We start from the raw sequence: 18,976 nt of genomic DNA, 5'->3' as shown, positions 1-18,976 counted from the left end.
CTCACCACGTGACGGGCAGCGCCTGGATTCCCCCGGCCAGCCTGTCGGTGTGCGCCTTCAGCTCCTCGTACGGCACGGCGAGCGCCAGGGTGGGGAAGCGCGTGAAGAGGGAGCCGAAGACCGCGCGCAGTTCGACCCGAGCCAGGGACGCCCCGAGGCAGTGGTGCGGCCCGTGGCCGAAGCCGACGTGGGGGTGGGGATCGCGCCGCCTGACGTCGAACGTGTCGGGGTCGGGGTAGACGCGCTCGTCCCTGTTGGCCGCCGGGGTGGACAGCATGACCAGCTCGCCCGCCCGGATCAGCACCCCCGCGACCTCGACGTCCTCGTGCGCGTAGCGCACCAGCCCGTGTTCGCTCGGCGAGGCGACCCGCATGATCTCCTCGACCGCGCCGTCCACGAGGGAGGGGTCCTCCAGCAGCGCGTCGCGCTGGGCGGGGTTGCGCAGGAACAGCAGCACGCCGTAGTCGATCTGGTTGACCGTGGTTTCGTGGCCGGCGAACAGCAGGCCGCCCGCGATCCTGGCGACGTCGTCCTCCGGCAGCGAGGCGTCCGCCAGGTCGGAGTACACGTCCTCGCCCGGATCGTCCCGCTTCGCCTTCACGATCTCGTAGGTGTAGGTGTTCATCTCCATCTGGGCGGCGGCGGACCGCTCGGGATGGGTGAGGTCGGTCATCGCCTCGGCCATGGCCCGGAACCTGTCCCTGTCCTCGTACGGCACGCCGAGAAGCTCGCAGATCACCTGGATCGGCAGCGGGAGCGACAGGCCGGCGTGCAGGTCCGCGGGCGGGCCCTGCTCGGCGAGCCCGTCGAGCAGGTTTCCGACCAGCGCCCCGATGCGGTCCGACAGGCTCCGCATGCGCCGGGCCGAGAACGCGGGGGCGAGCAGGCGCCGCATCTCCTTGTGGATGGACCGCTCGGTGGCGTACTCGCCGGTCGGGCCGCCGAGCAGGGCGTTGTTCGACAGGCGGGCCGCGGTCTCGGGGGCGGGGTGGGAGCGGCCGAACCTGTCGTCGGCGAACACCTGCCGGATCTCCTCGTAACCCGTGACCAGCCACGCCTCGTCGCCCATGGCGGTTGTGACCTTGGTGATCGGCGCTCTGGCCCGCAGTTCGCCGAAGCCGGGGGATATCCCCAGGACGTCCGGCCGCTCGAACGGCAGCCGTGGGAGTCCGGGCATGGGTGACCTTCCCTTCACTCGATGTCGGCCCTCTCGAATCTCTCCCCTGACTTTCTGTCCGGCAAGGTAGTAAAACCATGTCCGGTGTGACTGGAGACACGACGTTTGCATCGCGCCTATCCTGTGCCCGCGCCATGCCTGCCCCGCGAACACCAGCGCCGTTCCGCTACCCGGCATGACACGGGTGGTACGGGAGGAACGGGGATCAAGTCGTGGTGAAGTCACCGCAACCGGCGGAAGATCTTCATGAGAGCCGGGGTGGCGGCGCCGCCGGAAGGGGGAGACCGCTTCTCACTACCAATCGTGTCCGGATGAGCACATCGTTGTCTCCCGGCACAGAGCCTGGAGGTGGTGACGAGTGCGGTTCTCAGCCGAGGACGCTGCCTGGAGACAACTGAGCAGCGAGTACGCCGGTCGCTGGTCGATCTGGAGAAGCGACGCCGGCCGCTGGTACGCGACCCGGCTGACCAGGTCGCTGTCCCGGATCGAGATGGACCGGGGCCTGATCATGACCGCATGCGGTGAGAGCGCGGAGGAACTGCGCGCGCTGCTCACCGCGCAGGAGGGCCTGGCGGGCCAGACGCTCTCCTCGTGACACCCAGGACGTGACACCCAGGACGTGGGCCCGGGCCGCCGGGCTCACGGCCCGCGAAGCCCACGAGGCTCAGCGCTGAGGCGACCCCGCAGGGCTCAGCCCTGAGGCGTCTTCGCAGGGTCCTCTGCGAGTGCCATGGGACGGATGGGAAAATCCCTCTCATGACAGCACCAGCGGTTCGCGAACCCGTTCCCCCGACCGGCACGCAGCACACGATCGCCGCGCACGGATACGCGGCGACCGTCACCGAGGTGGGCGGGGGCCTGCGCGCCCTGACGTACCGCGAACGGCCGCTGGTCATGTCGTACCCCGCGGACGCGCAGCCGGTGGGCGGCGCCGGGCAGTTGCTGCTGCCCTGGCCCAACCGGGTGCGCGACGGCAGATACGACTTCGACGGCGAGACCAGGCAGCTCGCCATCACCGAGCCCAGGACCGGCAACGCCGCGCACGGCTTCGCCCGCCTGATGCCCTGGACGGTCCTGGACCGGGACGACGCCTCGATCCGGCTCGGGCTGCGGCTGTTCCCCCAGCTCGGCTATCCCCACGTGCTCGACCTGACCGCGTCGTACGCCCTGGGCGAGGGGGGCCTGGAGGTCGAGGTGTCGGCCGTGAACGTGGGAGACGGCGTCGCGCCGTACGGCATGGGCGCGCACCCCTACCTCACCCTCGGCGAGGAGACGGTGGACGACGCCGTGCTGGAGGTGCCCGCGGCCGAATGGACCCCGGTGGACGAGCAGAAGATCCCGGTCGGCCGCCGCCCGGTCGAGGGCACGGAGTACGACTTCCGCGAGGGACGCCGCATCGGCGGCACGGTGCTCGACACCCCCTACACGGCGCTGCGGCGCGACGACGACGGGCTGGTGCGGGCCCGGCTCCGCACGGCCGACGGCTCGCGGGGCGTGGAGTTGTGGGCCGCGCCCGGCGTCGAATGGCTCCAGGTGTTCACCGGCGACACGCTCGCCGAGCCGTATCGGCGGGCCGGAGTGGCGGTCGAGCCGATGAGCTGCCCGCCGAACGCCTTCGCGACCGGCGAGTGCCTGGTGCGCCTGGCCCCGGGGGAGCGGGTCGCCCACCGCTGGGGAATCACCGCGCTCGGGTGAGGGCATGCCGGACGAAATTGCCCTTATGCGTCAGGGCGGATATGTAGGGCGATTCCGGTCTGCCTGCATCAGCGGGCCGGGATGGGCTTATTTCAGTTATTTTCACGGCGGCGCCGGCCGCGCGGTCGCGCTTCGCGGTCGCGCGGCGCGGACCGGGAGCGGCGGACGCGGCGGCGCTGACGTGCGTACTCGCGCCGGGGCGGCGGAAGACTGCCGGACTTTTCCCCTTCGCGGCTATCACGGATCGGGCATTGACCGGAAACAATCTTGTTTCTATGAATTCACATGACTGCGTTGCGTGCCGTATCTTGAGCCGTGGGAGCGCTCCCATGAGCCTAAGGAGGCGCGCGTGACTCTCCCCTTCGGTACGGCGCCGGTCGACCCGGCCCCCGTCTGGACCGCGGAATGCCTCCTGCCCGCAGTCGGCGCGAGTGTCGCCGAGGCGCGCGCTCTCGTCCGCCGTGAGCTCGGCCGGTGGGGCCTGGACGAACTCGTCGACGACTGCTCCCTCATCGTGAGCGAACTCGCCTCCAACGTCGTACGGCATGGCGGCAACGTCTTCACCCTCCGGCTCGGCAGCAACGGCACCTGGGTGTACGGCGAGGTCTTCGACCAGGGCGAGGGCGTGCCGCACCAGCGCGAGGCGGACATCGACTCCATCGGGGGCCGTGGCCTGCTCATCGTGGACGAACTCGCCGACGACTGGGGAGTGGCCGGTTCGGGCCGGGGTGGCAAGACCGTCTGGTTCCTCGCCGGGGCGGGCAGCCCGTCGCCGCTGCCCGTCGTCCCGCACCAGATGCGCATCGCCGTCGGCTGACGCGCCACTCGGCGTTTCAGCGGGTCTTCGCACCGTCGAGGTGCGCGAGCACCGTGGCCGCGATCTCCTCGGGCTTGTGCGTGGAGGGGTCCACGGTCAGGTCCGCCACCTCCCGGAACCCCGGCAGCCGCAGGTCGCGCTGCTCGGTCAGCATGCGTACGAGGTCGGGCTTGAAGTGCGGGCGGTGGGGGCTCGACTTCATCCGCTCGGCCAGCACCTCGGGCGGGCCGTCGAGGAAGACCACGAAGGCGGGGGCCAGCGCCCGGCGCGTCTCGGGGTCCTCGACCGTGCTGGCGGCGGCCGCTATGACGGGGGAAGGACGGGCCGCCAGCGCCTCCCGCAGCACCAGCGCCTCGCGGGCGTGCAGTTCGTCCGCGCCCAGACCGGCGGCCATCGCGGCGGCGGTCGCGCCGTATCTGGCCTCCAGATCGGCGTCGCTGTCGCGCATGGGACGGCCGAGCGCGTCGGCGAGCAGCCGGGCGACGGTGCTCTTCCCCGCGCCCATGAGTCCCATCACCACAATGGGGGTATCGGTCATGATTCGCATGCTGCCCTATACGGGCACCCGCATGCGACGTTTGGAATCCGTGGAGGGGATAGAGCAGAAGGCGAAGGAGGAAAAGCCATGACCATCGCCGGAAGCATCATCCTCATCATGCTGGGGGCCATCCTCACCTGGGCGGTCGACTTCACCATCGCGGGCCTCGACATCCAGGTGATCGGGGTGATCCTCATGGTGGGCGGCCTGGCCGGGCTGCTCTTCGGCATCTGGCGCCTGACGACGGTCCGCCGCAGGACCACCGTCACCGCCGCCGCCCCCGTGGACGCCACCGCCACCCGCCGCCACGTGTACGAGGAGCGGCGCTACGACGACCCCACCATCTAACCCCCTCCAACGGACTTCCGACGGTCTGAAGGGAGGCATGGACCATGCCAGGACGTGAAGAACTGCCCTCGACCCTGGAGCGCTCGCCCAAGGAGGCCCAGGAGACGTGGATCAAGGCGCACGACTCCGCCGTCGAGACGTACGGCGAGGGCCAGCGCGCCCACCGTACGGCGTTCGCCGCGCTCAAGCACTCCTTCGAGAAGGTGGGCGACCACTGGGAGAAGAAGGAGGGGCGCGGACCGTCGGACGAGCAGGCGAAGAAGGGCACGCCGAAGCCGGGCAAGACGGCCGAGGGTGTCGACGCGAACGCCTCCAAGCACCACCTCTACGACGTGGCCAGCCGCCTCGGCATCCCGGGCCGGTCGAAGATGACCAAGGACGAGCTCGTGGACGCCATCAAGAAGGCCAACCGCAAGGCGACCGCCAAGGCACGCTGACCTCTGCCGTGCGCCGCCGGCCGCCCCCACGAGGGCGGTCGGCGGCGCTTTCACACGCGCGGAGCTTTCATCCCGGCGCGCTTTCACGCGGGCGGCGGCTCCAGACCGCCGGAGGCGGCGAGGAGACGGCGGGCGAAGGCGGCATAGGCTCTCCGGAAGTCCGCCGGCTCGACGACGGTGAAGTCGGCGTCGAGGTGGGCGAGGCCGAGGACGAGCCATTCCCAGGAGTCGAGCCAGACGGTGACCTGGGTCTCCCGGTCGCCGGGCCCCTGGTGTATCTCGGCGTCCTCGAACTTCAACGCGTCGGCCACCTGGCCGGGCCGCGCCCGCACGACGAGCCGTACGCGCCGGCGGTCCGCGTTGAGGCCCTGACGGAGGTACGAGAGGGCCGCGTCGGCCGGCAGGGCGCGGGGAGCGTGCCGGACGCCGGTGCGCACCAGGTCGCGGACGCGGTCGAGGCGGAACACCCGCCAGTCGTCCCTGTCCAGGTCCCAGCCCAGCAGATACCAGCGCTGAAGCAGATGCATCTGCCGGTGCGGCTCCACCCGCCGGTGGCTCTCCTCGCCGCGCCTGTCGCTGTAGCCGAACCGCACGACCTCCCGGTCGTTGATCGCCTCGGCGAGACCGGCCAGAAGCGCCGCGCTCACGGCGGGCGCGAGTTGCCGGTCGGTCTCCAGGCTCGCCCGCAACGCGGCCACGCGCGGACGCAGCCGCGCGGGCAGGAACTGGTCGAGCTTGCCGTACGCGCGGGTGGCCGCGTCGTCGAGCGCCCCGTCCTCGCCGGAACCGGAGGAGGCGAGAGTGGCGAGACCGAGCAACGCGGCGATCGCCTCGTCGTCGTCCAGGACGAGCGGGGGCATCGTCCGGCCCGCCACGAGCCGGTAGTGGCCGCCCGGTCCCGGCTGTGTCTCGACGGGATAGCCGTACTCCCTGAGCCGGTCCACATCGCGGCGTACGGTGCGGGGACTGACGTCCAGGCGCGTGGCGAGTTCGTCCCCGCTGAACGGCCGTCCCGTCTGGAGGATCGACAGCAGGGCCAGCATGCGTCGGGTCACGTCGGCCATCCGCCCATCATGCCCGCAATCGCGGTCAGAATCCGGCCACAATTGCCCGTACGGTCGCGAGTATGGCTTCACGAAGCATCTCCATCAGAGGGGCCCGTACGAACAACCTCCGCGGCGTGGACGTGGACATCCCGCGCGACCGCCTCGTGGTCTTCGCGGGCGTCTCGGGGTCGGGCAAGTCGTCGCTGGTCTTCGACACGATCGCGGCGGAGGCCGGCTTCCAGCTGAACGAGACCTTCCCCCCGTTCGCGAGGAACCGGCTGCCGAAGTGGACGCGTCCCGACGTGGAGCACATCGACGGGCTCTCGCCGGTGGTGGTGATCGACCAACGGCGCCTCGGCGGCAACGCCCGCTCCACGGTCGGCACCATCACCGACACCTGGACCTACTTGCGGCTGCTGTTCTCCCGTCTCAGCGAGCCGCACGTGGGCGAGTCGAACCACTTCTCGTTCAACGATCCGGCCGGAATGTGCCCCACGTGCTCGGGGCTCGGCGACGTCGTCGTCACGGCCGTGGACCGCATCCTCGACCCGGACAGGTCGCTGCGGCAGGGCGCGATCCGGCTTCCCGGGTTCGGCGACGGCAACTACTGGTACTCCCAGTACGCCGACATCGGCGTGTTCGACCCGGAGACGCCGCTGCGCGACTGGAGCCGGGACGAGCGCGACGCCCTGCTCCACGGCGGCGAGGCGGCGGCGCGGCTGGGACGGCGGCTGGGGCGCAGGCTGCCGAAGGACTACGAGGGGGTCGTCGAGCGGTTCGAGCGGATCTACCTGCACGCCTCGGGGGACCTGTCCGAGCGCAAGCAGGAGACGATCCGCCGGTTCACCCGGTCGCAGGTCTGCCCCGACTGCGGGGGAGACCGGCTCAACGAGGCGTCCCGCACCGCCACCGTCCTCGGACACACCATTGGCGAGCTGTCCCGGCTAGAGGTCGCCGAGCTCGCCGGGCTCGTCCGCGGCGTCGACGCACCGGAAGTCGCTCCCGCCGTCGCCGCGCTGACCGCCAGGCTCGACGCCATGGACGCCATCGGCCTGGGGTATCTCAGCCTGGCACGCGCGACGACGACGCTGTCGGGCGGCGAGTCCCAGCGCATCAAGATCGTGAAGCATCTCGGGTCGAGCCTCACCCAGATGCTCTACGTGTTCGACGAGCCCACGGCCGGGCTCCACCCCACCGACGTGGAGTCCATGACGCGCCTGCTGGAGCGGCTGCGCGACAGGGGCAACACCATCCTCGTCGTCGAGCACGACCCCGCCGTCATGGCCGTCGCCGACCAGGTCGTCGAGATCGGCCCCGGCGCCGGCGCGGACGGAGGCCGGCTCGTCTTCCAGGGCACGTTCCCCGAGCTCCGGCGGGCCGCCACTCCCACGGGGCGCGCGCTGTCCCGGCCCGCGCCCATCAAGACGGCCCCGCGTACGGCCCCGCCGACGACAAGGGCGGCGATCACCGTCGCCGAGGCGACGCGCAACAACCTGCGGCGCGTCACCGTGGACATCCCCGCCGGTGTGATGACCGTACTCACCGGCGTGGCCGGCTCGGGGAAGTCCAGCCTGGCCGCCGAACTCGTCGAGCAGCACGGCGCCGTCGTGATCGACCAGAGGCCGGTCGGCGTCAACCGCCGGTCCACGCCGATCACCTACACCGGCATCGCGCCGGCCGTACGCAGGCTGTTCGCCCGGCGCAACGGCGTCTCCGCCGCGCTGTTCAGCGCGAACTCGGAAGGCGCCTGCCCGAAGTGCGAAGGGCTCGGGATCATCTACACCGATCTGGCCTTCATGGACGGCCAGGAGGTCGTCTGCGAGGCATGCGAAGGGCGGCGCTTCACCCCCGAGGTGCTCGCGTACACCGTCGACGGCCTGTCCATCGCCGACGTCGACGCCCTCTCCGTCGACCAGGCCAGGCACCGGCTGCCCGACAAAGCCGTCGACCGGGCGCTGCGGCACCTGTCGCAGGCCGGTCTCGGCTATCTCCGGCTGGGCCAGCCGCTAACCACCTTGTCCGGAGGGGAGTGCCAGCGGCTCAAGATCGCCAAGGAGCTGCGCGACGCGGAGCGGCCCGCGACGTACGTGCTCGACGAGCCCACCACGGGCCTGCACATGAGCGACATCGGCGGCCTGCTCCGGGTCCTGGACGCGCTCGTCGACAGGGGCCACACCGTCGTGGTCATCGAGCACAACCTGGACGTCATCCGGCAGGCCGACTGGCTGATCGATCTCGGGCCCGGCCCCGGCAGGCACGGAGGGAACGTCCTCTACCAGGGGCACGTCGCGGACTACCCGCCGGACGCGGGAACGCCGACGGCCCGCGCTCTCGCCGCCCACCGGTAGGCCCAGCGTGTCTCAGCGGAGCAGGGACAGGACGGCCTCGCGGATGGCGCCCCTGTCGATGCCTGCCTCCTCAAGCTGTTCCTGGGAGGTCGCGCTGCCGGGCATCCGCGACACGCCCAGCTTGCGCACCGGCACCGGCGCGTCCGCGAGCGCCGAGAGCACGGCGTCGCCGAGCCCGCCCTCCGGCCAGTGGTCCTCCACCGTGACGACCTTCCCGGTCGCCCCGGCCATCTCGACCAGCTCGGCCGAGTCGAGCGGCTTGATCGAGTACGCGTCGATCACGGTCACGGAGACGCCGTCCTCGGCGAGCAGGTCGGCGGCGGCCAGGGCCTCGTGCACGGTGACGCCCGCGGCCACGACGGTCGCCTGGCCGCCGGTGCGCAGGATCTTGCAGCCGCCCACGGGGAACTCCTCGTCCGGGCCGTAGATCACCGGCGTCTCGCCCCGCGTCGTCCGCAGGTAGCGGACACCCTCCAGGTCGGCCATGTCCGCCACCAGCCGGGCCGTCTGGTTGGCGTCGCAGGGGTACAGCACGGTGCTGCCGTGCACCGCGCGGAACGCCGCGAGGTCCTCCAGGCCCATCTGGGAGGGCCCGTCCTCCCCGATCGACACCCCGCCGTGCGACCCCACCAGGCAGATCCCGGCCCGGCTCACCGCCGCCATCCGGACGAAGTCGTACGCCCTGGTGAGGAAGGCGGCGAACGTCGCGGCGTAGGGGGTCCAGCCGCGCGCGGCCATGCCGATGGCGGCGGCGGTCATCTGCTGCTCGGCGATGTAGCACTCGAAGAACCGGTCCGGGTGCGCCTTGGCGAACGCCTCCAGCTTGGTCGAGTCGGCCACCTCGCCGTCGAGGGCGACGACGTCGCCTCGCGCCGTGCCGAGCGCGGCCAGCGCCTCGCCGAAGGCGGTCCGCGTGGCCACCCGCTCGCCCACCGCGTACTTCGGCAGGTCGAGCGTGCCGTCGGCGTACCGGTACGGCGTGGCCGGGGCGTCCGGCGGGGTGACCTCGACGGTGAGGGAACGCGGCCCGCCGAGTTCGTCTAGCGCCTGCTCGGCGTCCTCCAGCGGCTTGCCGTGCTTGCCCTCGCGGTTCTCCACGGCCGACACGCCGCGGCCCTTGCAGGTCCTCGCGATGATCGCCGTCGGGCGGCGCCGGGTGGCCCGGGCGTCGGCGAGCGCGTAGTCGATCTGGCCGGGATCGTGGCCGTCGATCTCGATCGTGTGCCAGCCGAAGGCGCCGAGCCTGGCGGCGTACGCGCCGAGGTCCCAGCCGTGCCGGGTCGGGCCGCGCTGGCCGAGCCGGTTCACGTCGATGATCGCCGTGAGGTTGTTCAGCCCTTCGTGCCCGGCGTGCTCGAACGCCTCCCACATCGATCCCTCGGCGAGCTCGCTGTCGCCGCACAGCACCCAGACGTGGTAGGGCAGGCGGTCCAGCCTGCGCGCGGTCAACGCGAGCCCCACCCCCACGGGCAGGCCGAAGCCCAGCGAGCCGGTGGCCACGTCGACGAACGGCACCCGCGGGGTGGGATGGCCCTCCAGGCGGCTGCCGCGCCTGCGGAAGGTCAGCAGCTCCTCGTCGGTGACCACCCCGGCGGCCCTGAGCATCGCGTACAGGAGGGGGGAGGCGTGACCCTTCGAGAAGACGAGGTGGTCGTTGGCCGGGTTGGCCGGATCCGCGACGTCCACGCGCAGGTGACGCGCGAGCAGCACGGCCATCAGCTCGGCCGCCGACATCGAGGACGTCGGATGCCCCGAGCCGGCGGCCGCGGCGGCCCGGACCGAGTCCACCCGGAGCTGGGCCGCGAGTTCGCACAGGAAGCGGTAGTCAAGCTCGTCCATCGCCCCCGACTACCCCCGTACACCCCTTCGTATCGCCTCAAAAGGGGCGTACCCGGAATTTCGTGGTCTTGTCAGCGGCGGCGCAGGCCGAGACCGGCGACGGCGGCGAGCCCGAGACCGGCGAGGGTCACCAGGCGGCGGTGCTGCGACATCCACAACTGCACGCTGCGGCCGTGCGACCGCCGGTCGAAGCTGCCGTGCGCCCCGTAGTCCTTGTCCTCGTCCGCGGGTTCCCACAGGTTGGACACCCCGGTCGGCGCCTTCTCGCCGGTGAGCTGCGACTTCACCCCGGTCCTGGCGAGGTAGCGGTCGAGCAGGGCGGGCGCCGTCCGCTGGCCCAGGATCGTGGCCGCGGTCATCCCGCCGACCCAGTACTCCTTGCGCTCCGGGTGCTCGGCGGCATAGACGAGCGCGTCGGCGGCCACCTCCGGCTGGTAGATCGGCGGCACCGGCTGCGCGTGCCGCCGCATCCGGTTCAGCCCCCAGTCGAACTGCGGGGTGTTCAGCGCCGGAAGCTGCACCACCGTGATCTTCACGCCCGAGTCCTCGGCGAGCAGCTCCGTCCGTACCGACTCCGTGAACCCGACGATCGCGTGCTTGGCGCCGCAGTACGCCGACTGCAGCGGGATCGACCGGTAGGCCAGGGCCGAGCCCGCCTGCACGATGACGCCCTTGTCGCGCGGCTTCATCATCTCCAGGGCCACCCGGGTGCCCCATACGTAGCCGAGATAGGTCACCTTGGTCTCGCGCTCGTACTCCTCGGGTGTGATCTCCAGGAACGGCGCGAACACGGTCGTGAACGCGATGTTGATCCACACGTCGATCGGGCCCAGCTCGGCCTCGGCCCGCTGGGCGGCCTGGCGGACCTGGTCGTAGTCGGAGACGTCGGCGGCGAAGGTCCTTCCGGGTGCCGCCCTCGCCCCGACGTCCACGGCGGCGCCGGCGAGGCCCGCCTCTCCACGTGCGATGAGCGCGACCTTCGCGCCCTCCGCTCCGAGCCGCCGGACCACCGCGCGGCCCACCCCGCCGCTCGCGCCGGTCACCACGACGACCTTGTCCTTCAGGCTCACCTCGTCATCCTCTCGATTGCGGCCCGCCGCCGAGTCTCTTCTGCTTGCGCACGGCGAACGCCATATAGATCGCGATGATCGCCATGACCGCCACGACGATCCCGGTCAGCACCCAGATGCGCCCGACGAAGGAAAGCACCAGTACGGCGACGCAGAAGACCAGTGCGAACGACCCGATGCGGATGCGGATCACATCCATCGGGGTCGCCTCCACCATGGGCTTGCCCGTCGGCGAGCGTTGTTCTTCGGTCATGGGGGCCCCTCTACCCTCGAATCCGGTTCACTATCGCCGTGGTGGAGCGGTCCGGGACGTAACCGAGCACTCGTACCTCTCCGCCCAGCTCCCTGACCAGCTCCGCCTCGGGCAGCAGGTCGGGGTGGTAGTCGCCGCCCTTGACGTACACGTCCGGCCGGACGAGCCGCAGCAGCTCGGTCGGGCTGTCCTCGTCGAAGACGGTGATGTAGTCCACGCAGCCCAGCGCCGCGAGCACCGCCACCCGGTCCTCGCACCGGTTGATCGGGCGCCCCGGCCCCTTCAGCCGGGCCACGCCGTCGTCGCCGTTGACCGCGACGACCAGCACGTCGCCGAGCCGCGCGGCCTCCTCCAGGCAGGCGACGTGGCCGCGGTGCAGCACGTCGAAGCAGCCGTTGGTGAAGACGATGCGCTTGCCCTCGGCGCGGTCGCGCTCCAGGCACGCGGCCAGCCGCTCGGGCGGCAGCGCGGTGTCGGGGCGCAGCGCCTGCAGCAGGTCCTCGTGGGAGCAGGCGGCCGTCCCCTGCCGCCGTACCACCACGCTCGCCGCCGCCTGCCCGATGTCGGCGGCGCGCTCGGGCTCAGCGCCGGCCGCCAGGGCGAGTGAGAACGCCGCCGTGAAGGTGTCGCCCGCGCCGATGCTCATCGTGTCGGGCGCGGGGGTCGCGTACGTGCGGTGCGGCCCCTCGCCGCGCCGGTGCAGCAGCGTGCCCTCGCCGTCCAGCGTGGTGACCACGAGGTCGGCGCCGGTGGCCTCGATGAGGTCCTCCGACCGCGCGGACAGGAACGCGACCCTGTCGTGGTCGTCCCCCTCGCCCAGCAGCCGCCGCACCTCGGCGTAGTTGGGCAGCACGGCGGTCGGCCGGCAGTCCCGCCAGGCGGCCACGTCGTGGGCGTCCACCACGAGGATCGGCGCGCCGCGCGATCCCTCGCTCCGGTCGATGCTCAGGTCGCACAGCACCCGGCGGACGTTCGGGGTGCACACCCCGCCGCCGTAGTCGCAGGCGACGATGACGTCGGCATCCGCCGCGAGCCGGGTGATCTGCTCGATGAGCTCGCGCTCGGCCGCCTCCGGCAGCGGAGCCTCGTCCTCCTCGTCGTACCGCGCCACGATCTGGCCGTCGGTCAACACCCGGCGCTTGACCGAGGTTCGCCAGCTCCGCACGATGACCAGGCCCTCGATGTCGAGCCGTCCCAGGGTCGCGTTCAGCGTGGCCCCGGCGGGGTCGGCGCCGGTGACTCCCACCATGTGGACCCGTGCGCCGAGGGCGGCCAGGTTCACGGCCGTGTTGGCGGCGCCGCCCGGCTGGTCCTCGATCTGCTCGACGGTCACCACCGGCACCGGGGCCTCCTGTGCCATGCGCTTCGTGCGGCCCCGCAGCCACGAGTCGAGCATCACGTCCCCGACGACGACGGCTGTGACTTCACCGAAACGGTTGAGCGTCTCTTCCGTCATACATCGGCGGCTACCCCCGCAGGCGCAGGGGAAACAACAGGCACGGCCGACCCGGTGGGCCGGTTTGGGGCCGCCGCACCGGGGTAACCGGGATCAGACGTCGCTCCACACGAGTTCGCCGGGGGTCAGCCGGCGAGCCGGACGAATGGGGGATGTCCGATGGGCGAGGAGGTGGCATGAGCGAGCGAAGCGAGCGAATCGATAAGCACAGTGCGATGCGCTCATGCGACTCCGAGCCGCCAGGCGAGAGGTGGCATGAGCGCGCTGCTCGTGGAGGGAGTCGAGCGCATCGCCGTGCTGAGGGCCAACGCCCTCGGCGACCTGCTCCTGGCGCTGCCCGCCATCGAGGCGCTCAGGCGGGCGTATCCCGCTGCCAAGATCACCCTGCTCGGCCGCGAGTGGCACGCGCGGTTCCTGCGCGATCGCCCGGGCCCGGTGGACGAGGTGGTGGCGTTGCCACCCATCTCCGGCGTCTCCTCCCCGCCCGACGGGCCCTCCGCCCCCGAGGAGCTGTACGAGGACCTGCGGCAGCGCAGGTTCGACCTGGCCGTCCAGATGCACGGCGGCGGGCGCAACTCCAATCCGTTCATCCGCCGCCTCGGCGCGCGGGTGACGGCCGGCCTGCGCACCCCCGACGCCGCACCGCTCGACCGCTGGGTGCCGTACGTCCACTACCAGCACGAGACCCTGCGCTACCTGGAGGTGGCGGGACTGCTCGGCGCGCCCGCGAACGAGATCGAGCCGAGGATCGCGGTCGTCAGGGAGGACTGGGCCGAGTTGAACCGCACGCTCGGCAAGGTCCCGCGGGGACTGGTGGCGATCCACCCGGGCGCCGGGGACCGGCGCAGGAGATGGCCGCCGGAACGCTTCGCCGAGGTCGCCGACCGCCTCGGACGGCCGGTGGTGGTGACCGGCGTCGAGGAGGAGCGGGAGGTCGTCGAGAAGGTCGTCGCGCAGATGCAGACCCCGGCGAGGGCCGTCGTCGGGGAGCTGTCCCTCGGCGGGCTCACCGCGCTGTACGCCGCCTGCGACCTGCTCGTCTCCAACGACACCGGGCCGCGTCACCTGGCGGCGGCGACCGGTACCCCCACCGTGGGGATCTACTGGTGCGGCAACATGATCAACTGGGGCCCGTTGAGCAGAGGACACCAGCGGCCGCTGATCTCCTGGACGTCGGGCTGCCCGGTCTGCGGGACAGCCGCCGACCCCAAGCTGGGCATGCGGGAGTGCGGCCACAGGGACGTCTCGTGGGTGGGTGACGTGAGCGTGGACGACGTGCTCGAACAGGCGTGGGACCTGCTGCGATGAGCGCCGTCGCGGAGAAGACGCCGGCGGAGAAGACCCTGGCGGAGAAGGCGAAGGTCTTCGAGATACCACCCGTCGAACTGCGGCCGAGCGATCCGAGCGAGCCGGGCATCCGGCGCAGGCGCCGGGGGCGCGGGTTCAGCTACACCTGGGCCTCCGGCCGGCCTGTGAAGGACCGCGCCACGCTGCGCCGGATCAAGTCCCTCGCGATCCCGCCGGCCTGGACCGACGTGTGGATCTGTGCCCATCCGAACGGCCACCTCCAGGCCGTGGGCACCGACTCCGCGGGCCGGCGGCAGTACCGATACCACGACGAGTGGCGCAGGCAGCAGGACGAGGCCAAGTTCGACCACGTGCTGGAGATCGCCCAGCGGCTCCCCGCGTTCCGCGAGCGGGTCGCGCGCGACCTGCGCGGCGACGATCTGAGCCGCGAGCGCGTGCTGGCCACCGCCGCGCGCATGCTCGACATCGGCTTCTTCCGTGTCGGCGGGGAGGAGTACACCGACTCCTACGGCCTGGCCACGCTGAAGACCTCGCACGTGAAGTGCGGCGACGGCAAGGTCGTGTGCCGCTACCTGGCCAAGGGCCGCAAGGAGCGGGAGCAGGTGCTGGCCGACGCCGACGTGTGCGAGGTGCTGACGTCGCTGTCGAAGGGGCACCGGGGCGAACTGCTGCGCTACCGCACCGACGACGGCTGGGTGGACGTGCGGAGCGCGGACGTCAACGCCTACCTGAAGGAGACGTTCGGCACCGACGTCTCGGCCAAGGACTTCCGCACCTGGCACGCCACGGTCCTGGCGGCGGTCGGGCTCGCCGTCTCCCGCCCCGTACGCAGCGGCGCGGGGCGCAAGCGGGCGGTCTCCAGGGTGATGAAGGAGGTGTCGGAGTACCTGGGCAACACGCCGTCGGTGTGCCGCGCCTCCTACGTGGACCCGCGGATCGTCGCCCTGTACGAGAAGGGACGGACGATCCCCCTCGAACGGCTGGGTGAGGACACCGGCGAGGGCCGGCTCGCCACCCACGGGCCGGTCGAGGAGGCCGTCATCGAACTCCTGCGCCGAGCGCCCGCACGGCGGCGTTGACCACCTGGGCGGCCGGGACCGCGGCGTCCAGATGGTCGGCGCCGTCCACCTCGCGCAGGATCGGGTGCCGCCGGTCCGCCGTGGACACGAGCACCGAGGGCGTCCGATAGGCCGCGGCGAGCCGCGTCATCGCGACGTCGCCGCTGATGACCAGCCGGGCCCCGGCGACCAGCGCGCACAGCTCCCGGAGCGAGGTGCGGCCCGCGAGCACGATCTGCGGCGGCAGCACCGCCCGGGTCGCCACGAGCAGGGCCATCGGCCGCTCCCGGGGGCTGCCGGTGATCACGACGGGCAGGCCCTCGTCCGTCAGCATCCGGGCCACCTCGGCGAACCGGTCGGCGGGCCAGCGCAGCGACGTGCCGCCCGCGCCGGGGTGGATCACGACGGCCCCCGGCGCGGGGCTCGCGGTCAGGGGAGTGGGCAGCGTCGAGTCCTCCGGATCGGCGGGCACGCCGTGCCACTGGAGCAGCCGGCACCACCGCAGCACCTCGTGCTCGCCCGGGTCCCACCACGGCCCCCTGATCCAGGGGACGTCCGGGTTGGCGTACGCCCAAAGGCGCCTCATCCCCTCGCCCCGGTAGCGCAGATTCAGCAGGATCCGGTGGCTGCGCGGCCCACGGCCGTGCAGGTTGACGGCGAGGTCCGGCAGGAGCGGCGGGTGATCGGCGTCCTCCTCGCCGGGCCCGGGCCACGACAGCGGCGCGAGCCCGTACGCGGGCAGGATCCGGTCCACCGCGCCGGTCAGCGCGGCGAGTTCGCTCAGTTCCGGCGGGCAGGCCAGGACGACGCGCAGCCCGTGGCGGCGCAGGGCGCGCAGCGCGGGCACCACGGTGAGCAAACCCCCGATGCCGTCCGAGCGCAGCACGAGGGCCGTCGACGTCACCGGCTCACCCCAGGGGTCGGCAGGATCAAGAGGCGCTCCTTTCCAGCTCCCGGGTGGACAGGACCCGGTCGTAGACGGCCAGGGTTTCGGTGGCGATGCGGCTCCAGGCGTACCTCGCGCGGGCCCGGTCGGCTCCCGCGATCCCGTACGCCGTGCGCCGCACCGGGTCGTCGAGCAGCTTGCGCAGCGCCTTGGCCAGCACGGCGGGCTTGCGGGGCGGCACGAGAAGGCCGGTCACGTTGTTGACCACCGTCTCCTTCTGGCCGCCGACGGCCGAGGCGACGACGGGGACACCGGAGGCCATCGCCTCGAGCGCCACCATCCCGAACGGCTCGTACCACGGCACGGACACGACGGCGGCGGCCGAGCGCATCAGCGAGGGCAGCGTGTCGCGCTCGACCCGGCCGAGGAACCGGACCCGGTCGGAGACGCCCGCCTGGGCTGCGAGCCAGCGCAGCCGGGTGACCTCGGGGTCGTGGTGCAGTTCGGCCGCAGGGGGACCGCCCGCGATGACGAGTTCGGCGTCCCGCAGGTACTGCAGCGCCCTGATGGTGGTCTCCAGGCCCTTGCGCGGCACGAGCCGGCCGACCGACAGCAGGCGCGGGCGCTCCGGCCGCTCAAGCGGTTCGACGTGGGGGTGGAAGGTGGTGACGTCCACTCCGCAGGGGACGACCCGGGTCGCGCGGCGCGGCACCCGCATGCGGATCAGCTCGTCGACCTCGTCGTTGCAGGTCGCGATGATGCCGTCGACCCGTCGCCCGATGTCGGCCTCGGCCTCGATGCGCTCGCGCGGGCTGGTGTCCGCCGGGCCCTGGTGACGCCGCTTGACGTTGCCGAGCGCGTGGTAGGTGTGGACGACCGGGATGCGCAGCTTCTCCGCCGCGGCGAGCGCGGCGAGCCCGCTCATCCAGAAGTGGCTGTGCACGACGTCAGGGCGGTCGAACAGCCACCGGTCGTGCAGCCACTTCCCGAAGTGGGGAACCCAGGGAAGGATCTCGTCCTTGGGGATCTCGGAGGCGGGGCCCGCGGGGACGTGGACGACCTCCACACCCGGGCCGAAAGCGACGGTTTCCGGCAGGTCCTCGCGATTCTTACGCGTGTAGACGGTGACCTCGTGCCCTGCGCCGGCGAGCTCGCGGGCGAGGGCGGCGACGTGCACGTTCTGGCCGCCGGCGTCGACACCGCCGAGGGTGGCGAGCGGGCTGGCGTGCTCCGAGACCATGGCGATCTTCACTGGGGGTTCCTCCAAGAGCGGCAGTGGCGAGTACCCGGCTCGGGGGTCAGGGAGCCCAGGTGAGCAGGCCCGGCGACCGGGACGGGGGCGGCGGCCGGTACGGGACGGACGGCGACGTGGGGGCCGGTGGAGGGAGTGACCGCGGAAGAGGAGCGGGAAGAGGTGCGGCCGGTGCCCGCGGTGCCTCGCTCATGAGCTGGCTCGGGGCGGGGTGAAGTCCGGTCACACGTACCCAAGACGCTCCTCCGTAACGGCATGCTCACGCCAAGGAGGTACCTGCGTCTTAGGCACCAGGAATACAGAAAACCATATCCACCCTCGCGCCCGTCAAACCAGTGGTTTCGCCGGGAAAGGGCCGGGCAGCGCTAGCCGTACGGAACCGAGGGGGACACGAGGGGAAGAGATGGAGACGCCGCACTATGTCGCGGCCCGCGTGCAGCGGGCACTCGCGGAGGACGAACGAACCACCGAACTGGGCATTCGGGTCGATGTGCGAGGAGAAGAGGTCTACCTGCGCGGGCAGGTCTCCTGTGACGAGCGGCGGCATCAGATCGAGAACGTCGCCCGGGAGGCGGCTCCGGGCCTGCGGCTGCACAACGAGATCACCCTGGTGGAGGTGCGGGAGCCGGGAGAGGAGGAGCATCTGTGAGGGAACTGCGGATCGCCGCCGTCGCGGACATCCATCTGGGCGAGGACCTGCGCGGCCACTATCGCAAGAAGATCGAGGGCATCGAGCGCCGTGCGGACGTGTTGCTGGTGGGAGGCGATCTGACCAGGCACGGCACGATCCCCGAGGGCCGGGTGGTCGCCGAGGAGCTGAGCGGCCTGCCCATCCCCGTCGTCGCCGTGCTGGGCAACCACGACTACCACTCCGACCGCAACCAGGAGATCATCGATCTTCTCCGTGACGCCGGCATCATCGTTCTCGACGACGAGGGCGCGGTCGTCTCCATCGACGGCGTACGGCTCGGAGTCGCCGGCGGCAAGGGCTTCGGCGGCGGTTTCGCCGGGAAGTGCGCGAGCGAGTTCGGGGAGCCGGAGACCAAGGCGTTCGTCCGGCACACGAAGGAGATCGCCGAACGATGGCGGCGGGCGCTCAAGGACCTGGACGCCGATCACAAGATCGTGCTCAGCCATTACTCGCCGGTCAAGGACACGCTGATGGGCGAGCCGCCGGAAATCTATCCGTTCCTCGGCAGCTACATGCTGGCGGAGGCGGCCGACGCCGAGGGCGCGGATCTCTTCATCCACGGTCACGCGCACGCGGGTACGGAAAAGGGCGTTACTCCCGGAGGCATCCGGGTGCGTAATGTCGCCCTTCCGGTCATCAAGCACGCCTACACCGTTTACTGCCTGAACGGCGACCATTGCTGATTCGCCGTGTTCTCGTCGCGAGACGCGGCCGGCCCCTTCGGCCGGCCGCCGTCTCGGTGTCCGCGAGTGGTGTG

General features: G+C 71.7%; 19 protein-coding genes. 10 read left to right on the top strand and 9 right to left on the bottom strand.

The genetic code is table 11. The features are described 5' to 3' along the window. Position 1 precedes the first annotated feature (1 nt). Positions 2–1,177: a cytochrome P450 gene (locus tag B1L11_RS02005; protein ID WP_079312595.1), complete on the bottom strand. Its 1,176-nt coding sequence runs from the start codon at positions 1,175–1,177 to the stop codon at positions 2–4. 358 nt (positions 1,178–1,535) lie between these two features. Between B1L11_RS02005 and B1L11_RS02000 the strand changes: the two genes are divergently transcribed. The 3 genes from B1L11_RS02000 to B1L11_RS01990 all read left to right on the top strand — a co-directional run bounded on the left by B1L11_RS02000 (position 1,536) and on the right by B1L11_RS01990 (position 3,689). Beyond that, positions 1,536–1,772, top strand: coding sequence for a hypothetical protein (locus tag B1L11_RS02000; RefSeq protein WP_079312593.1), 237 nt, complete (start codon positions 1,536–1,538; stop codon positions 1,770–1,772). A gap of 161 nt (positions 1,773–1,933) precedes the next feature. After that, positions 1,934–2,872, top strand: a complete 939-nt coding sequence (locus B1L11_RS01995) for an aldose 1-epimerase family protein (RefSeq protein ID WP_079312591.1) — start codon at positions 1,934–1,936, stop codon at positions 2,870–2,872. A 349-nt stretch (positions 2,873–3,221) separates the two neighbouring features. Then, entirely contained in the window at positions 3,222–3,689 is a 468-nt protein-coding gene (locus B1L11_RS01990) for an ATP-binding protein (protein ID WP_179154934.1), read from the top strand. Between the two features lie 16 nt (positions 3,690–3,705). Here B1L11_RS01990 and B1L11_RS01985 read toward each other — a convergent pair whose 3' ends face one another. After that, the gene (locus B1L11_RS01985) at positions 3,706–4,227 is read right to left on the bottom strand and encodes a shikimate kinase (RefSeq protein ID WP_143736826.1); all 522 of its coding nucleotides are present in this window, start codon (positions 4,225–4,227) and stop codon (positions 3,706–3,708) included. Positions 4,228–4,314: 87 nt separating this feature from the next. Here B1L11_RS01985 and B1L11_RS01980 point away from each other — a divergent pair, with 87 nt between their 5' ends. Next, complete coding sequence (locus B1L11_RS01980; protein WP_030505976.1) at positions 4,315–4,575, top strand: DUF6458 family protein; 261 nt, start codon at positions 4,315–4,317, stop codon at positions 4,573–4,575. Positions 4,576–4,619: 44 nt separating this feature from the next. Further along, positions 4,620–5,012 carry a ChaB family protein gene (locus B1L11_RS01975; protein WP_079312585.1) on the top strand — a complete coding sequence of 131 codons (393 nt, stop codon included), beginning with the start codon at positions 4,620–4,622 and terminating at the stop codon, positions 5,010–5,012. An 83-nt stretch (positions 5,013–5,095) separates the two neighbouring features. Here the strand turns inward: B1L11_RS01975 and B1L11_RS01970 are convergent, their stop codons facing one another. Further along, the gene (locus B1L11_RS01970) at positions 5,096–6,076 is read right to left on the bottom strand and encodes a YafY family protein (RefSeq protein ID WP_079312583.1); all 981 of its coding nucleotides are present in this window, start codon (positions 6,074–6,076) and stop codon (positions 5,096–5,098) included. A gap of 62 nt (positions 6,077–6,138) precedes the next feature. Between B1L11_RS01970 and B1L11_RS01965 the strand changes: the two genes are divergently transcribed. Further along, positions 6,139–8,406: an excinuclease ABC subunit UvrA gene (locus tag B1L11_RS01965; RefSeq protein ID WP_079312581.1), complete on the top strand. Its 2,268-nt coding sequence runs from the start codon at positions 6,139–6,141 to the stop codon at positions 8,404–8,406. Positions 8,407–8,418: 12 nt separating this feature from the next. Here the strand turns inward: B1L11_RS01965 and B1L11_RS01960 are convergent, their stop codons facing one another. The 4 genes from B1L11_RS01960 to rfaE2 all read right to left on the bottom strand — a co-directional run bounded on the left by B1L11_RS01960 (position 8,419) and on the right by rfaE2 (position 13,024). After that, entirely contained in the window at positions 8,419–10,245 is a 1,827-nt protein-coding gene (locus B1L11_RS01960; protein WP_079312579.1) for a transketolase, read from the bottom strand. A 71-nt stretch (positions 10,246–10,316) separates the two neighbouring features. After that, entirely contained in the window at positions 10,317–11,309 is a 993-nt protein-coding gene (locus B1L11_RS01955) for an SDR family oxidoreductase (RefSeq protein ID WP_079312887.1), read from the bottom strand. Positions 11,310–11,319: 10 nt separating this feature from the next. Next, complete coding sequence (locus B1L11_RS01950) at positions 11,320–11,568, bottom strand: hypothetical protein (protein ID WP_143736825.1); 249 nt, start codon at positions 11,566–11,568, stop codon at positions 11,320–11,322. A gap of 10 nt (positions 11,569–11,578) precedes the next feature. Further along, the gene (gene rfaE2 / locus B1L11_RS01945) at positions 11,579–13,024 is read right to left on the bottom strand and encodes a D-glycero-beta-D-manno-heptose 1-phosphate adenylyltransferase (RefSeq protein ID WP_079312575.1); all 1,446 of its coding nucleotides are present in this window, start codon (positions 13,022–13,024) and stop codon (positions 11,579–11,581) included. 255 nt (positions 13,025–13,279) lie between these two features. Here rfaE2 and B1L11_RS01940 point away from each other — a divergent pair, with 255 nt between their 5' ends. Both B1L11_RS01940 and B1L11_RS01935 read left to right on the top strand, forming a co-directional pair. Then, positions 13,280–14,332 (top strand): glycosyltransferase family 9 protein, encoded by a 1,053-nt coding sequence (locus B1L11_RS01940; protein ID WP_079312573.1) that lies wholly within the window; start codon positions 13,280–13,282, stop codon positions 14,330–14,332. Continuing rightward, entirely contained in the window at positions 14,329–15,411 is a 1,083-nt protein-coding gene (locus B1L11_RS01935) for a DNA topoisomerase IB (RefSeq protein ID WP_079312571.1), read from the top strand. The genes B1L11_RS01940 and B1L11_RS01935 overlap by 4 nt, the downstream gene beginning before the upstream one ends. On the opposite strand, the gene B1L11_RS01930 is transcribed toward B1L11_RS01935, so the two are convergent. Both B1L11_RS01930 and B1L11_RS01925 read right to left on the bottom strand, forming a co-directional pair. Further along, positions 15,371–16,294 (bottom strand): glycosyltransferase family 9 protein, encoded by a 924-nt coding sequence (locus tag B1L11_RS01930; RefSeq protein ID WP_079312569.1) that lies wholly within the window; start codon positions 16,292–16,294, stop codon positions 15,371–15,373. The genes B1L11_RS01935 and B1L11_RS01930 overlap by 41 nt on opposite strands. A 25-nt stretch (positions 16,295–16,319) precedes the next feature. Beyond that, positions 16,320–17,528: a glycosyltransferase gene (locus B1L11_RS01925; protein WP_079312567.1), complete on the bottom strand. Its 1,209-nt coding sequence runs from the start codon at positions 17,526–17,528 to the stop codon at positions 16,320–16,322. 403 nt (positions 17,529–17,931) lie between these two features. On the opposite strand from B1L11_RS01925, the gene B1L11_RS01920 reads away from it, so the two are divergent. Both B1L11_RS01920 and B1L11_RS01915 read left to right on the top strand, forming a co-directional pair. Then, complete coding sequence (locus B1L11_RS01920; RefSeq protein WP_079312565.1) at positions 17,932–18,177, top strand: BON domain-containing protein; 246 nt, start codon at positions 17,932–17,934, stop codon at positions 18,175–18,177. Further along, positions 18,174–18,902: a metallophosphoesterase gene (locus B1L11_RS01915; protein ID WP_204047368.1), complete on the top strand. Its 729-nt coding sequence runs from the start codon at positions 18,174–18,176 to the stop codon at positions 18,900–18,902. Before B1L11_RS01920 ends, B1L11_RS01915 begins: the two co-directional genes overlap by 4 nt. Positions 18,903–18,976 lie beyond the last annotated feature (74 nt).

Source organism: Microbispora sp. GKU 823 (genome assembly GCF_002027145.1).
GTDB classification, from domain to species: Bacteria; Actinomycetota; Actinomycetes; order Streptosporangiales; family Streptosporangiaceae; genus Microbispora; species Microbispora siamensis.
Note: the sequence above shows the minus strand (reverse complement) of the source record. Positions and strands in the feature narration are given on the sequence as shown.